9 protein-coding genes and 1 tRNA gene are annotated in these 12662 nt (G+C 58.2%); 8 read left to right on the top strand and 2 right to left on the bottom strand.

The window, feature by feature from the left end; genetic code table 11:
- Nucleotides 1-19 precede the first annotated feature (19 nt).
- On the top strand, nt 20-931 hold the full coding sequence (gene truB, locus M3P21_RS08880; RefSeq protein WP_249709025.1) for a tRNA pseudouridine(55) synthase TruB: 912 nt from the start codon (nt 20-22) through the stop codon (nt 929-931).
- A 258-nt stretch (nt 932-1189) separates the two neighbouring features.
- Here the strand turns inward: truB and glyA are convergent, their stop codons facing one another.
- Nucleotides 1190-2497 (bottom strand): serine hydroxymethyltransferase, encoded by a 1308-nt coding sequence (glyA, locus tag M3P21_RS08875; protein ID WP_249709023.1) that lies wholly within the window; start codon nt 2495-2497, stop codon nt 1190-1192.
- A gap of 99 nt (nt 2498-2596) precedes the next feature.
- Here glyA and M3P21_RS08870 point away from each other — a divergent pair, with 99 nt between their 5' ends.
- The 4 genes from M3P21_RS08870 to M3P21_RS08855 all read left to right on the top strand — a co-directional run bounded on the left by M3P21_RS08870 (nt 2597) and on the right by M3P21_RS08855 (nt 8825).
- The gene (locus tag M3P21_RS08870; protein WP_249709022.1) at nt 2597-3475 is read left to right on the top strand and encodes a LysR family transcriptional regulator; all 879 of its coding nucleotides are present in this window, start codon (nt 2597-2599) and stop codon (nt 3473-3475) included.
- Between the two features lie 336 nt (nt 3476-3811).
- On the top strand, nt 3812-6235 hold the full coding sequence (locus tag M3P21_RS08865; protein ID WP_249709021.1) for an arylsulfatase: 2424 nt from the start codon (nt 3812-3814) through the stop codon (nt 6233-6235).
- Between the two features lie 354 nt (nt 6236-6589).
- Nucleotides 6590-7615: a LacI family DNA-binding transcriptional regulator gene (locus tag M3P21_RS08860; protein ID WP_283780902.1), complete on the top strand. Its 1026-nt coding sequence runs from the start codon at nt 6590-6592 to the stop codon at nt 7613-7615.
- A gap of 4 nt (nt 7616-7619) precedes the next feature.
- Nucleotides 7620-8825 (top strand): winged helix-turn-helix domain-containing protein, encoded by a 1206-nt coding sequence (locus M3P21_RS08855; protein WP_249709020.1) that lies wholly within the window; start codon nt 7620-7622, stop codon nt 8823-8825.
- 60 nt (nt 8826-8885) lie between these two features.
- Here M3P21_RS08855 and M3P21_RS08850 read toward each other — a convergent pair whose 3' ends face one another.
- Nucleotides 8886-9962 (bottom strand): hypothetical protein, encoded by a 1077-nt coding sequence (locus M3P21_RS08850; protein ID WP_249709019.1) that lies wholly within the window; start codon nt 9960-9962, stop codon nt 8886-8888.
- Between the two features lie 297 nt (nt 9963-10259).
- Here M3P21_RS08850 and leuB point away from each other — a divergent pair, with 297 nt between their 5' ends.
- From leuB to M3P21_RS08835, 3 genes are all read left to right on the top strand, one after another.
- Nucleotides 10260-11363, top strand: coding sequence for a 3-isopropylmalate dehydrogenase (leuB, locus tag M3P21_RS08845; RefSeq protein WP_249709018.1), 1104 nt, complete (start codon nt 10260-10262; stop codon nt 11361-11363).
- Between the two features lie 138 nt (nt 11364-11501).
- Entirely contained in the window at nt 11502-12476 is a 975-nt protein-coding gene (locus M3P21_RS08840; protein WP_249709419.1) for a DMT family transporter, read from the top strand.
- 102 nt (nt 12477-12578) lie between these two features.
- A tRNA-Pro gene (locus M3P21_RS08835) sits at nt 12579-12655 on the top strand.
- Nucleotides 12656-12662: the final 7 nt, after the last annotated feature.

Raw genomic sequence — 12662 nt, 5'->3', positions numbered from 1 at the left:
ACAATTCCCGAGAGACGACATGGCACGTAAACGCAAAGGGCGCGATATATCCGGCTGGCTGGTGGTGGATAAACCCGCTGGCATGACCTCGACATCGGTGGTCAACAAGGTCCGCTGGGCGCTGCAAGCGCGCAAGGCAGGCCATGCGGGCACCCTTGACCCCGAGGCAACCGGCGTGCTGGCCGTGGCGCTGGGTGAGGCAACCAAGACGGTGCCTTATATCACCGACGCGCTAAAGGCCTATGTCTTTACGGTGCGCCTGGGCCAAGCCACCAATACCGACGATGCCGAAGGCGAAGTGATCGCAGCAAGCGACGCGCGGCCCGACGACGCCAAAATCAAGGAAGCGCTGCAGCCCTTCCTCGGCGAGATCATGCAGGTACCGCCAAAGTTTTCAGCGGTTAAAGTCGATGGTCAGCGCGCCTATAAGCTGGCTCGCGATGGCGAAGATGTCGACCTTGCCGCCCGCCCGCTCTGGGTCGAGGAACTGGTGCTGGCCGACCGCCCCGACGCCGATCACGTGGTGCTTGAGATGACCTGCGGCAAGGGCGGCTATGTCCGCTCCATCGCCCGCGATCTGGGCCAGGCGCTGGGCTGCCAGGGCCATGTCAAATCGCTGCGCCGCATCTGGTCGGGGCCATTCGACGCTGAGGACGGACTGAGCATCGAACAGATTGACGAGATGGCCCACAGCCCCGATCTGGATAGCTACCTGCGCCCGCTTGAGGAAGGACTGGCCGACTTGCCAGAGCTCAAATGCACCCCCGAGGGCGCCGCCCGTCTGCGCAACGGCAATCCAGGCATGGTTCTGGCCGCCGATGTGGATTATGGTGACGAGGCCTGGGCCTCTCTCGACGGTCAGGCAGTGGCCGTGGGCATCTACAAGGCGGGCGAATTGCATCCCAGCCGGGTGTTTGTTCATACCCATTGAAATGGTGGGGCCAATCTTCAATCACGACCAACAGGACAAACCGGTCAAATTCACGGGCGTAGCCGCCCGCCAAGCGCAAAGGGACCTGGTGCGCGGAAACCATCAGGGCCAGCAGCGAGGAGCCGCCTCAGCAGGCCGAACACACCGCTGCTTCTGACCACCGCCCTCCAAACCTCAAAAACTTATTTTGCGGGAACCAACCACACAGGGCTTTGCCGCCTCTGTCTTACTGGTCGCGAGTAGGAAGCGTCGCGGTGGTCAGTGCACGAAATGGAGCTTCGAGAATTCCTTGCGCCACGTCGAAACTTCCGAAGCAATGGGCTTGTTATCCAATCCGCGCTTGATCAGCTGTGCCAAGCGGTCGGCGTCTCGTGCCGTCATGCCCCAGCGAACCAATTCGGGGGTGCCAATTCGCAGGCCGTTCATATCCCTGTCGACTGCAGACACCGGCAGGCCAATGCCGCAAGCGAGGAAACCGTTGTTGCGAAGCCGCTTCGATGCCGTTTGTCCACCCCCGAAACGTTCTGCCAGGACCGCGAATTGATGAGAATTGGTGAACCCTTGCGTTCCTGCAAAAACAGGTACCCCCTGTGCATCCAGCGCCGCTGCGAGGGCCTGTGACATCGCGATCATTTCCTGCGCATAGGCCTGGCCGAATACTTTCCAATCCAGCATGGTTACAGCCAGCGCAGCCGTCTTAGCCGCATCGAAATTTGCGGTCATACCGGGAAAAGCGATGGCATCAATGGCCTGGGCAATCTCGGCATCATTTGAAACGATCAAACCGCCCGCCGGGCCGCCGAGGCTTTTGTAGGTGCTCATCGTCATGAAGTGCGCCCCCTCGGCCAGGGGGTTTGACCACGCCCGGCCGGCGATGATCCCACATTGATGGGCCGCATCAAACATAACTTTTGCCCCAATCTCATCGGCGATAGAGCGCACTTCTGCCACCGGATGCTCGAACAGATTCAGGCTGCCCCCGATGGTGATCAGTTTGGGGCGTTCCGACAGTGCCAGTGCTCGCAACTGGTCCAGATCGACGGTGTAGCCATCGGCGTTTACGGGGGCATCAATAGTGCGCAGACCGTAAAGACCCGCACAACCCGCCACATGGTGGGTCACATGACCGCCGATAGAAGCTGGCGGCGCGATGATGGTATCACCGGGATTGCAGGTGGCCATGAAACCATAGAGGTTGGCAATCGCCCCTGACGGTATGCGGACCTCGGCAAATTGCGCATCAAAAACCTCGGCACAGAGCTGTGCCGCAATAACTTCGATCTCTTCAATAGCCTCAAGGCCCATTTCGTATTTGTCGCCGGGATACCCCAATGACGGACGCGACCCGATGCCAGAGGCAAGCAGCGCTTCTGCCTTGGGGTTCATCACATTGGTTGCGGGGTTGAGGTTGAAGCACTCGACCTCGTGAATCAGGCGGTTCTGCTCGGCAAGTTCTGCAATCCGGGCAAGAAGGTTATCGGACGAAGTTGTCGAAGCCTTCAACGCTATGTCCTGAACCCGTGTTTCGCTTGTGCCGGGCACCCAATCTCTTGGTGCAAGGGTCATCTTATTTGTCCTCCATCGTTGCTCTGATCTTGAAAGCAAGTGAGTGACAGTGCAAAGCAGATTTGCTATTTCTTGCCGTAGGAAAACTAAGGCAAGATGATGAGCGTCGCGCCCAAGCGCCCCAAGGGGCCGCCCCTGAATGCCATGCGTGCCTTTGAAGCGGCGGCGCGTCACATCAGCTTTGTCGCGGCGGCGGAAGAACTGAATGTCACCGCCGGGGCAATTTCCCAGCACATCAAAACGTTGGAAGGCTGGGCAGGAATGCCCCTCTTTCGCAGAAATGCCCAAGGGGTTGAACTGACCCGAGAGGGACAAGCTCTGCTGGCTGATTTCACCAAGGCGTTTGATGCCCTTGCGGACGCCACGCGTGCCCTGCGAGACCTCAAGCCAAACGCCGATTTTCAAATTGCCGCGCTCCCGTCGATTGCTCAGCTTTGGCTGCCCAAACGGCTTGGTAAAATCAGAGAGTGTTATCCGCAGATCAACTTCTCGGTCACGGCCATGGAAACCCCGCCAAGCCTGTCGCGGGAACTGTTCGATTTGTCGATTTTCTTTTCGGTCCCAGATGGCTCCCCGAACCAGATCTGCATTTGCCAGGACAAGATTATCCCCGTTTGCGCGCCGTCACTTCTGAATCGCAAGCAGGGCGATCAGGGTTTTGAAGGCATATCATTCTTGCGGGATCAAACTTGGGCAAACGATTGGCCCATGTGGTCACAGAATTCTGGCGTTCAGATTCGAAACAGTGAAAACGGGCCTCAGTTTTCGCTTTACAGCCTTGCCGTGGAAGAGGCCAAGGCGGGCGCGGGCGTGCTTATGGGGCACCTGTGTCTGATCGAAGACGCGCTTACCGCCGGGGCGCTGACAGTTATGCATGACGTGTCGTGCAGCACAGGAAATTCACTCGTTATTCAAGTGCCTCGAATGCCGCGACAGCGATCCGAAACGAAACGGATCGTCCAGTTGCTCGCCAATTGAAGCCATGCTCGTTCCCTGCCAATCATGGGCAGCGCTGCAGCATCACCGCCGCTGGGTGATGGTCTGAGCGCTGAGGGCTGCCCATTAAGCCGTTCGAACAACTTGCCAGTTCTGCGGTGCAGCGCACGTATGCTGTCTTTCGCAACGGAGCACTGGTGCACATTGTATATGCCTACAGCCCGCCCGACTTTGTCGGCTCGAACACCCGCACAATCGGAAGCCGACTGAAGGGGCGTAAACTACACTGTTGATTGCGATCTTCCTACTGCTAAGGTGATCCTGTCGACCGAACGCCCTTACTGTTTCAGATTATTCACTTTTTTGGAGGTTTGCTTTATGGCCACCCGTTTGATTGCCCTCGGAGCGATCATCGCTCTGATCCCGCTGCCCGGGATTGCTCAGGATGCACCAGAAATGAAAGAGCCGCTGGGATATCCGGGCTTTAACGGGAAAATTGATCTGGATGTGCGCGATTCATCGCCGGACTGGACCCCATTTACCCCCAAAGCCGCGCCGGAAGGTTCGCCAAACATCCTGTTCGTTCTTTACGACGATACCGGGCTTGGCGCCTGGTCCCCTTACGGCGGCAAGATCAATATGCCGACAATGGACGATCTCGCGGCTGAAGGTCTGACTTTTACTCAATGGCACACGACCGCGCTGTGTTCGCCGACGCGCTCGACCCTGTTGACGGGGCGCAACCATCACCTCAACGGGATGGCCGCCATTACTGAAACCGCAGACGGGTTCCCTGGCGCAAGCGGGCGGATACCTCCGCAAGTGACCACGATTGCCGAAGTGCTGCAGGCAAATGGCTACAGCACTTTTTGGATCGGCAAGAACCACAATGTCCCGGAGCAAGACGTTGCGTCGGGTGCAAGCCGCACAGAATGGCCTCTGAATCAGGGATTTGACCGCTTCTATGGCTTCCTGGGTGGTGAGACCAACCAATGGTATCCCGATCTTGTCGAAGACAACCGGTTCATTGAACAACCTTATGGTCCTGAAGACGGTTACCACCTGTCCAAAGATCTGGCTGATCAGGCAATCTCAATGTTGCGCGACCAGAAGGCAACGAACCCGTCCAAACCCTGGTACATGTGGTTCAACCCCGGCGCCAACCACGCACCGCATCATGCATCGCCTGAATGGTCCGACAAGTACAAGGGCGTCTTTGATGAAGGCTACGATGTCTATCGGCAAGAAATCACACAGGCAATGATCGATAAGGGCATCATGCCCGAGGGCACGGTCAATACCGAGTTGAATTTCTTACCAGAAGATATTGCCAACCCCGCTGATGCCGTTCGGCCCTGGGACAGTCTGAACGACGACGAAAAGAAACTGTTTGCCCGCATGGCCGAAGTGTACGCCGGGTTCTCGGAATACACCGATAGCGAGGTAGGTCGCATAATCGATTACCTCAAAGAGACAGGGCAATACGAAAACACCCTTATCATCTACGCGGCCGACAACGGAGCGTCAGGTGAGGGCTCACCGAACGGGTCGGTCAACGAAAACAAGTTCTTCAACGGCTTTCCGGATGAGCTGGAAGAGAACATGAAATACCTCGACACTCTTGGTAGCGCGGATACCTATAACCACTACCCGACCGGCTGGGCTGCCGCGTTCTCAGCTCCGTTCAAGATGTTCAAGCGGTATTCGAACTATGCTGGTGGCACCAATGACCCGTTGGTCATGTCCTGGCCCAACGGCATCAAGAACGGCGGCGAGATCCGGCATCAGTATCACCACTCGGTCGACATCGTACCAACGATACTGGAGATTACGGGACTGGAGATGCCTACGACCAATAACGGCGTCGATCAGTACCCGCTGTCGGGTGTGTCCATGGCCTACACCTTTGATGCCGCGCCAGATGATCCCACCCAAAAAGATGTTCAATACTACACCATGCTTGGCACCCGGGGCATCTGGAAAGATGGCTGGAAGGCGGTCGCTGTGCACGCGCCTCTGACCGGAACAAGCAATTTCGACAAGGATGTATGGGAGTTGTATCACGTTGATGTGGACCGCTCCGAGTCCAACAACCTCGCTGACCAGGAGCCTGAAAAACTCAATGAGCTGATTCAGGTCTGGTTTGACGAGGCGGCCAAAAACAACGTCCTTCCCCTGGATGATCGCAGCGCAGTGGAAATCCTGACAATAGAACGCCCAACATCGGAACCGGCCCGCGACACCTATGTCTACTATCCGCACACCGCTTGTGTGCCGGAAGGCGTAGCAGTCAACATACGCGGCCGGGACTACAAAATTCTCGCCAATATCGAGATCGAGGACGAAAACACATCTGGTGTGGTCTTTGCCCATGGGTCGCGGTTCGGTGGTCATTCACTCTTCATCAAGGACAAGAAGCTTTACTATGCCTATAATTTCCTCGGCATTCAGCCCGAGCAGGTGTTTGAATCGGATGTCGAACTTCAGCCAGGTGCGTATACCGTAGGTATGGAATTTGACGCGACCGGCACCGGCGACAGCGGAGAGGTTCTGGGTTCGATGAAGCTATATGTGGATGACCAGGAGGTTGCTTCGGGTGATATGCGGGCGCAATCGGGCAAGTTCACCCTTTCAGGTGACGGCCTGTGCATCGGCTACGATAGCGGCGATGCTGTCAGCCAGATGTACACCACGCCAGGAGAATTCACCGGTGGCACAATCCAGAAAGTAGCCGTGTCTGTTTCGGGCGACAGCTATGAGAGCATGGAAGCTGCGGCCAAGCGAATGCTGAAGCGCCAATAAGAGAGAGCCTTGTGAGATACAGGGCGCTGCCTGGGGCAGCGCCCTCAGAATAAAGGGCTGGCAATCGCAACTTTGCATTGCAGTCGGAACCGTCGTTTATTTTCCAGCGTAAGGACTATCTGACCCCAGGTGTTCAAACACCTAAACATAACGGTGGGCCCATTCAGATGGGGAGGGCCACTTGTTGGGAAAGATGCATCGCGCGACTGGCTGGAGGGGTTCAGCCCTCGGGAATGGTAAAAATCAGGTGACGGATTTTTTTGCCACGGCGTCGCATTAGGTTGGCGCGATGGTTGAACAGGCCGTTCTGTTCGCGCTAGCATCGCCACGAACAAGCAAGCACTGGATCACCCCTTGGCCGCAGATACCGCCCGCCCCCTCACGCTCCGCGATGTGTCCGAGGCATCCGGCGTATCGGAAATGACAGTCAGCCGCGTGTTACGCAATCGCGGCGACGTATCGGACGCCACCCGGGCCCGTGTTCTGGCCGCCGCCAAGGAGTTGGGCTACGTCCCCAACAAGATCGCGGGCGCCCTGGCGTCGAGCCGGGTCAATCTGGTAGCGGTGATCATTCCGTCGCTGTCGAACATGGTGTTCCCCGAGGTACTGACCGGCATCAACCAGGTTCTGGAAGATACCGAGCTGCAGCCGGTCGTGGGTGTCACCGATTATCTGCCCGAGAAAGAAGAGAAGGTCCTCTATGAGATGCTCTCGTGGCGGCCTTCGGGGGTGATCATTGCCGGGCTGGAACATACCGAGGCGGCGCGCGCGATGCTGGACGCGGCGGGTATTCCCGTGGTCGAGATCATGGATACCGACGGCAAGCCGGTGGATGCGATGGTCGGTATCTCGCACCGCCGCGCCGGGCGCGAGATGGCCAAGGCGATCCTGAAGGCGGGCTATGAACATATCGGGTTCATGGGCACCAAGATGCCGCTGGATCACCGGGCGCGGAAACGCTTCGAGGGGTTCACCGAGGTTCTGGCCAAGAACGGCGTCGAGATCGAGGATCGCGATTTCTATTCCGGCGGCTCGGCCTTGGCCAAGGGTCGCGAAATGACGCAGACCATGCTGGAACGCTCGCCCGAGCTCGATTTTCTGTACTACTCCAACGATATGATCGGTGCGGGTGGGTTGCTCTACCTGCTGGAACAAGGGGTCGACATTCCGGGGCAGATCGGTCTGGCAGGGTTCAACGATGTCGAGTTGTTGCAGGGCCTGCCACGGCAATTGGCGACGATGGATGCCTGCCGATTGGAGATCGGGCGCGCAGCGGCCCAGATCATCTCGGCACGGCTGGAAGACCCCGAACAGGAGGTCGAGACGCGGATCACCCTGACCCCCAAGATCAGTTACGGCGACACGCTCAAGCGGCGCTGAAGCGTTGGCATTGCGCCGATTGGACAACCGCACCGCGCGGTATGTGTTTCTGGACCGCCATGCGCTGGCCGAGACACCCGCTGGTCCGGGCAAGGGCGATGACCTGAGTGCTCTGATCCAGCGCCTGGGTTTTGTGCAAGTGGACAGCATCAACACGCTCGCCCGCGCCCATGACATGATCCTTTATTCCCGTCGCCCGGCCTATCGGCCTGCCCATCTGAAACGGCTTTACGAACGCGACCGGAAATTGTTCGAACACTGGACCCATGACGCGGCGGTCATTCCGATGGAATTCTATCCGCACTGGCACCTGAAATTCCGCCGTGATGCGGAAACGTTGAAATCTCGCTGGCAAGCCGCGCGGCGCGAAGGCTATGAGCGGCAGTTCCAAGAGGTTCTGTCCCATATCCGCGATCACGGTCCGGCCTGCTCCTCTGATGTGGGCAAGGATGAGCGCAAGGGGTCGGGCGGCTGGTGGGACTGGCACCCATCGAAAACCGCGCTGGAATATCTCTGGCGGTCGGGCGTGTTGACGGTGATCGGGCGCGACGGGTTCCGGAAACGCTATGACCTGACCGAGCGGGTGATTGAGGCGCATCTTTGCCCTGGTGCGATGGACTGCGACGCGGCTGCCACCGTCGACTGGCTGTGCAACGCCGCGTTGGACCGGCTGGGCTTTGCCACTTCTGGCGAGCTGGCCGCGTTCTGGGACATCGCAACGCCGGTCGAAGCAAAAGACTGGTGCGCCCGGACTGAGCAGGCCGGCGAAATCGAGACGCTCGAAGTCGAGGGTGCGGACGGCGCGTTGCGGCGTGTCTTTGCACGGCCCGGGACGGGGGTGGCCGCACCCGATGCACTGCCAGGACGGATGCGCGTCCTGTCCCCGTTCGACCCGGCGTTGCGCGACCGTAAGCGGGCCGAGCGGCTGTTCGGATTTCACTACCGGATCGAGGTCTTTGTCCCCGCTGCTAAGCGCAAATATGGCTACTATGTCTTTCCGCTTCTTGAAGGCGACCAACTGGTTGGGCGGATCGATATGAAGGCGGCCCGTGATCGCGGCAATCTCGAGATACGTGCCCTCTGGCCCGAACGCGATTTCCGTTGGACCAAGGGGCGGATGCGCAAGCTTGAGGCCGAGATGGACCGCCTGCGTCGCTTTGCGGGATTGGATCGGGTGACATTTCAGGATGGCTGGCTGAGGGAGAGATGAGCTTTTCCGCATTCCTTCGTCGTGCATTCTCGCAAGGCAGCTGACAGGCTGTCGAGTACTTTAGCCCAGTTTGCCGGCCAGCTTCGACATAGCGCTGATAAGACTGTCGCTTTCCTTTGAAACATCGGTGTAGTCGGCCATGATCTTGTTCCAGCCGCTACGTCGGGCGGTAGCTTCTGAGGCGGCCGCTTCCACAGCGCCGATCGCGTCGGCGATGCGTTTCTCAAGACTTGCTTGCGCCACGATCGTCTTGTGCAGGGCTTCGACCTTGAAAAACTGATTGTCCACACCCGCTCGGAGTTTCTTGATATATTCCCCTTCCTTGACGGCTTTTTCCGTCTTGGCGCGCGTCTCCAGTTTTTCCAGTTCCTGACGCATTTTTTCCAATTCCAATTGAGCGGTAACCATCTGAGCGGCAGTTTTGGACTGGGCACCGCCAAGCATCTTCAGATGTGGTTCGAGCTTGTTCAGCGCGCTTTGGGCGGTACTCAGCCCGTCTTTGATATTGTTAAGGTTGGTTTGCACGTCCACTGACTGTTTCTGCGCGATTTTCCATGCGCTGCGGTACCCCTTGCCCAGCAGTAATACTGCCGACAGGCCTGCGCCGATCCAACCCAAGGGGGTGGTTGCGGCACCGAATACGGCCGCGCCGATCAGCGATCCCCAGATACCAAGGCGACTTTCCTTGAGGTCCTCGGACCAGAATTTGATCTTGGATTTGCCGATTTTTTCACCGGCCTTCTTTGCTTCATTTTTGGCCAGCGCCTCCACAATCGACAGAGCAGTGGGCTTGGCGATTTTCTGGTTGTATTCGTTCCAGTTGGCGGTGATCTGCTTTTCTGCGGCTTTGACCAGAGCCTGCGCCTTTTGTTCCGTCATGTTTTTGTGTTCGAGCGCCGTGCCTGTGTCCTTCCAGATCTTGATGTTGCGGTCATCCCATTGCTTGCGACGCGAGTTCAGATCGTTGTCCAGCACTTTGGGAAAGGCTTTGAGTATGGCTTGACCAACGGCCGTTTTAGGGCCTTGTCCGGCCAGTTCAATTTCGATCTTGTAAGTGTCTTTGAGCGCTTTTTCCGCAAGTTTTCCGGATTTCGGCAAGGTCAGGGTGCGCATGACGGTCGCGGTTACGCCGCTCATAGTCGTCTTAAACATAATAAGTCCCGGTTCAAAAAAGTTGGTCATATGATACTGGCATTGCGTCTTCGGATCGGTCAACGGACTCTGAGCGTGGTCAGACTGTTTCCGATGATCGACGGCCTTTCATCATTGCCAAAACCGAAGGCGTGGCACGTTTAGACGATTTCCGACGCAATGCTCTCTATCCCCGGAACGGGCTCATTCTGAACGTTCCGGCGATCCTGAACAGATGGCCGCATTGACGCTGAACGGCTTGCGCTATAGGGCGATGTCGACAAATTCGCAAGGAGAGCCCTGATGTCCAACCCTTCGCTTCTCATACTGCCCGGTGACGGGATTGGCCCCGAAGTCATGACCGAAGTGCGCAAGATCATCGGCTGGTTCGGTGACAATCGCGGTCTGGCATTTGACGTCAGCGAGGATCTGGTCGGCGGCGCAGCCTATGATGCCCATGGCATGCCGCTGCACGATGACACGATGGCAAAGGCGCAGGAGGTGGATGCGGTTCTGCTGGGTGCCGTGGGTGGTCCGAAATACGACGATCTGGATTTCAGCGTGAAGCCCGAGCGCGGGCTGCTGCGTCTGCGCAAAGAGATGGACCTGTTCGCCAACCTGCGCCCGGCGCAGTGTTTCGATGCACTGGCGGATTTCTCGTCGCTGAAGAAAGACATTGTCGCTGGCCTTGATATCATGATCGTGCGCGAGCTGACGTCGGGCGTCTATTTCGGTGAACCGCGTGGCATCATCGAAGAAGGCAACGAGCGGGTCGGCATCAACACCCAGCGTTACACCGAATCGGAAATCGAGCGCGTCGCCCGTGCCGCGTTCGAACTGGCCACACGCCGCAACAAGAAGCTCTGCTCGATGGAAAAAGCCAATGTGATGGAATCAGGCATCCTTTGGCGTTCGGTAGTGTCTCGCGTCGCCGCCGATTATCCCGAGGTCGAGCTGAGCCATATGTATGCCGACAATGGCGCGATGCAGCTGGTGCGCGCACCCAAGCAGTTCGACGTGATCGTAACCGACAACCTGTTTGGCGATATTCTGTCCGATTGCGCCGCGATGCTGACCGGATCGCTCGGGATGCTGCCCTCGGCCAGCCTGGGTGCCCCGATGGCCAATGGCCGCCCCAAGGCGATGTACGAGCCCGTCCACGGCTCGGCCCCCGATATCACCGGCCAGGGCAAAGCAAACCCGATCGCCTGTATCCTCAGCTTTGCCATGGCACTGCGCTACAGCTTCGATCAGGGCGCCGAGGCTGACCGTCTGGAAACGGCAGTTGAAAATGTGCTGGGCGATGGCGTGCGCACTGCCGATCTGCTGGGCGAAGAGGGCGTTCAGCCGGTGTCGACCTCGCAGATGGGCGACAAGATCGTCGAGGCACTGAACGCCAGCCTCTGAAGGCGCGGCATCGCGACAACAACAAGCGCGGGCATATGCCCGCGTTTTTTTGTTCGGATGGTCTTTACCCTGATCGCGCATTACCCGATGATAGCGCCAACATCCCTCTCTTAGAAAAGCCATATTACCATGCCGCAGCTGGGCAGAAATCTTCAGGGCAGCCTGTTCGGGCTGCTGGCCTTCGGGATTTTTTCGACCCATGATGTGTTCGTCAAATTCCTTGGCGGCAGTTACTCTCCAGTCCAGTTGCTGTTCTTCTCCGGCCTGCTGGGATTCCCGCTGGTCGTGCTGATGATGATGGGCGATGCCTCTGAAGGTCATCTGCGACCGGTGCATCCCTGGTGGATCGCCGGGCGCTGCGCGTCGATGATCTGCAGCGCGCTTGGAGCATTCTATGCCTTTACCATCCTGCCACTGGCACAGGTCTATGCGATCCTTTTCGCGGCCCCACTTATCATCACGGTTCTGGCCATCCCCGTTCTGGGCGAAAAGGTGGGCTTTCACCGCTGGGCGGCGGTGATGGTGGGTCTGATCGGTGTGATCATTGTGCTCCGCCCCGGCGACGCGCACTTGTCACTTGGCCACTTGGCGGCACTGATCTCTGCCATCGGCGGGGCAACCAATTCGGTCATCGTGCGCAAAATCGGACGGGAAGAACGCAGCGTAGTGCTGCTGATCTATCCGATGATGACAAGTTTCCTCCTACTGGGCGGCGCGCTATTTTTTGTCTATGAGCCGATGCCCGCAGCAGATTTCGGCAGGATGGCCCTGATCGCTGCACTGGCCTTTCTGGCGATGCTTGGCTTGATCCGGGCCTATCGGTTCGGAGAGGCGGCTATCGTCGCGCCAATGCAGTATTCACAGATCCTTTGGGCCACCGGATATGGCTACCTGATCTTTGACGAAACCATCGACCGGACCACGGCGCTTGGAGCCTCGGTCATCATTGCCAGCGGTCTCTACATCATATTCCGCGAAAGCCGCGGGCCGACCTCTAACACAACGCCTGTCCTGCGCACCCGGACCCGTGGCGGCACCGGCAATTCCTTGCGCGCGGGTGCAATCCTGCGCCGCATGCAGAGCCGCGAGGAGGACAGCGACCCGGAGGCGTGAGGGGCCATCAGGCGCGCATCGAGTGTTTGCCGAAAGGCGCCTTTTTTCAGAACAGATGGTCTTGCCAATCAACTCACATGGCTATATTGCCCAGCGAACGGTCGGAGTGTAGCTCAGTCTGGTAGAGCACTGTCTTCGGGAGGCAGGGGTCGTGAGTTCGAATCTCGCCTCTCCGACCAATAAAAT

Origin of the sequence: Ruegeria spongiae, assembly GCF_023502395.1 — a bacterium.
Classification (GTDB): domain Bacteria; phylum Pseudomonadota; class Alphaproteobacteria; order Rhodobacterales; family Rhodobacteraceae; genus Ruegeria_C; species Ruegeria_C spongiae.
Note: the sequence above shows the minus strand (reverse complement) of the source record. Positions and strands in the feature narration are given on the sequence as shown.

What these genes read in the sequence shown, in the direction of transcription:
- truB (WP_249709025.1), top strand. Translation starts at nt 20, where the DNA reads ATGGCACGTAAACGCAAAGGGCGCGATATATCCGGCTGGCTGGTGGTG.
- glyA (WP_249709023.1), bottom strand. Translation starts at nt 2,497, where the DNA reads ATGACCCTTGCACCAAGAGATTGGGTGCCCGGCACAAGCGAAACACGG.
- M3P21_RS08870 (WP_249709022.1), top strand. Translation starts at nt 2,597, where the DNA reads ATGAGCGTCGCGCCCAAGCGCCCCAAGGGGCCGCCCCTGAATGCCATG.
- M3P21_RS08865 (WP_249709021.1), top strand. Translation starts at nt 3,812, where the DNA reads ATGGCCACCCGTTTGATTGCCCTCGGAGCGATCATCGCTCTGATCCCG.
- M3P21_RS08850 (WP_249709019.1), bottom strand. Translation starts at nt 9,962, where the DNA reads ATGAGCGGCGTAACCGCGACCGTCATGCGCACCCTGACCTTGCCGAAA.
- leuB (WP_249709018.1), top strand. Translation starts at nt 10,260, where the DNA reads ATGTCCAACCCTTCGCTTCTCATACTGCCCGGTGACGGGATTGGCCCC.